Consider the following 883-nt stretch of genomic DNA (forward strand, 5'->3'; position numbering starts at 1 on the left):
TAGCGGTACTAGCGGTACGACAGGTACGGGTACTAGCGGTACTAGCGGTACGACAGGTACTGGTACTAGCGGTACAACTGGCACGACAGGTACGGGTACTAGCGGTACAACTGGCACGACAGGTGCGGGTACTAGCGGTACAACTGGTACGACAGGTGCGGGTACTAGCGGTACAACTGGTACGACAGGTACAACCGGTACCAGCGGTACGACTTCGGCGCCGACTGAGACTAATTCTGGAGTTTTGAGTGCTCGGCGCGATCGCCCGAACAATTTGGGTTGGCTCGGCGCACTGGGCGCGTTAGGTTTGCTCAACTTGTTTCGCAAAGGCCATACAGCGTCCGATCGTGCCTAATTTCGGGCGATCGCACTATTGAAAACTTGAAAACATAGAGGCTTAGAAATTCATGACTTCACCAAATCGCCAAAATTTGTTCGTAAAATTGGTTACTGTTGCCGGAATTGCCGGCGTTAGTTCCTTGCTCGCCGTCCCCGGATTCGCAGAATTGAACCGCCAGACTAACGACTCGAACAATTCTAATTCTGCGGGCTTGATTGCGATCGATCCGAACAACAATACCAATCCCGGCGGCCGTCCTTATGACTCGACTAATCCGAACTACACTAACGATTTGGGGGGCACTCCTTCCGACTCTACAAATAGCCCCAGCAACAATAACAATTCCGGTGGTTCTTCGGAAGCTCCTGTGAGCGATCCAAACAACAATACCAATCCGGGCGGTCGTCCTTTCGACTCTACTGTCCCCAGCAACAATAACGAGCCCGGCCGCCCTAGCAACACTCGCAATAGCCCCAGCAACAATAACAATTCCGGTGGTTCTTCGGAAGCTCCTGTGAGCGATCCAAACAACAATACCAATCC

Annotated in this window: 2 pseudogenes; both read left to right on the plus strand. The window is 52.4% G+C overall.

The window, feature by feature from the left end:
* Positions 1-355: pseudogene (locus QUB64_RS30145) on the plus strand (hypothetical protein); the annotation flags it as partial.
* Between the two features lie 52 nt (positions 356-407).
* Positions 408-883, plus strand: a pseudogene (locus QUB64_RS30150) (hypothetical protein); the annotation flags it as partial.

Origin of the sequence: Microcoleus sp. Aus8_D2, assembly GCF_036702665.1 — a bacterium.
Taxonomy (GTDB): domain Bacteria; phylum Cyanobacteriota; class Cyanobacteriia; order Cyanobacteriales; family Microcoleaceae; genus Microcoleus.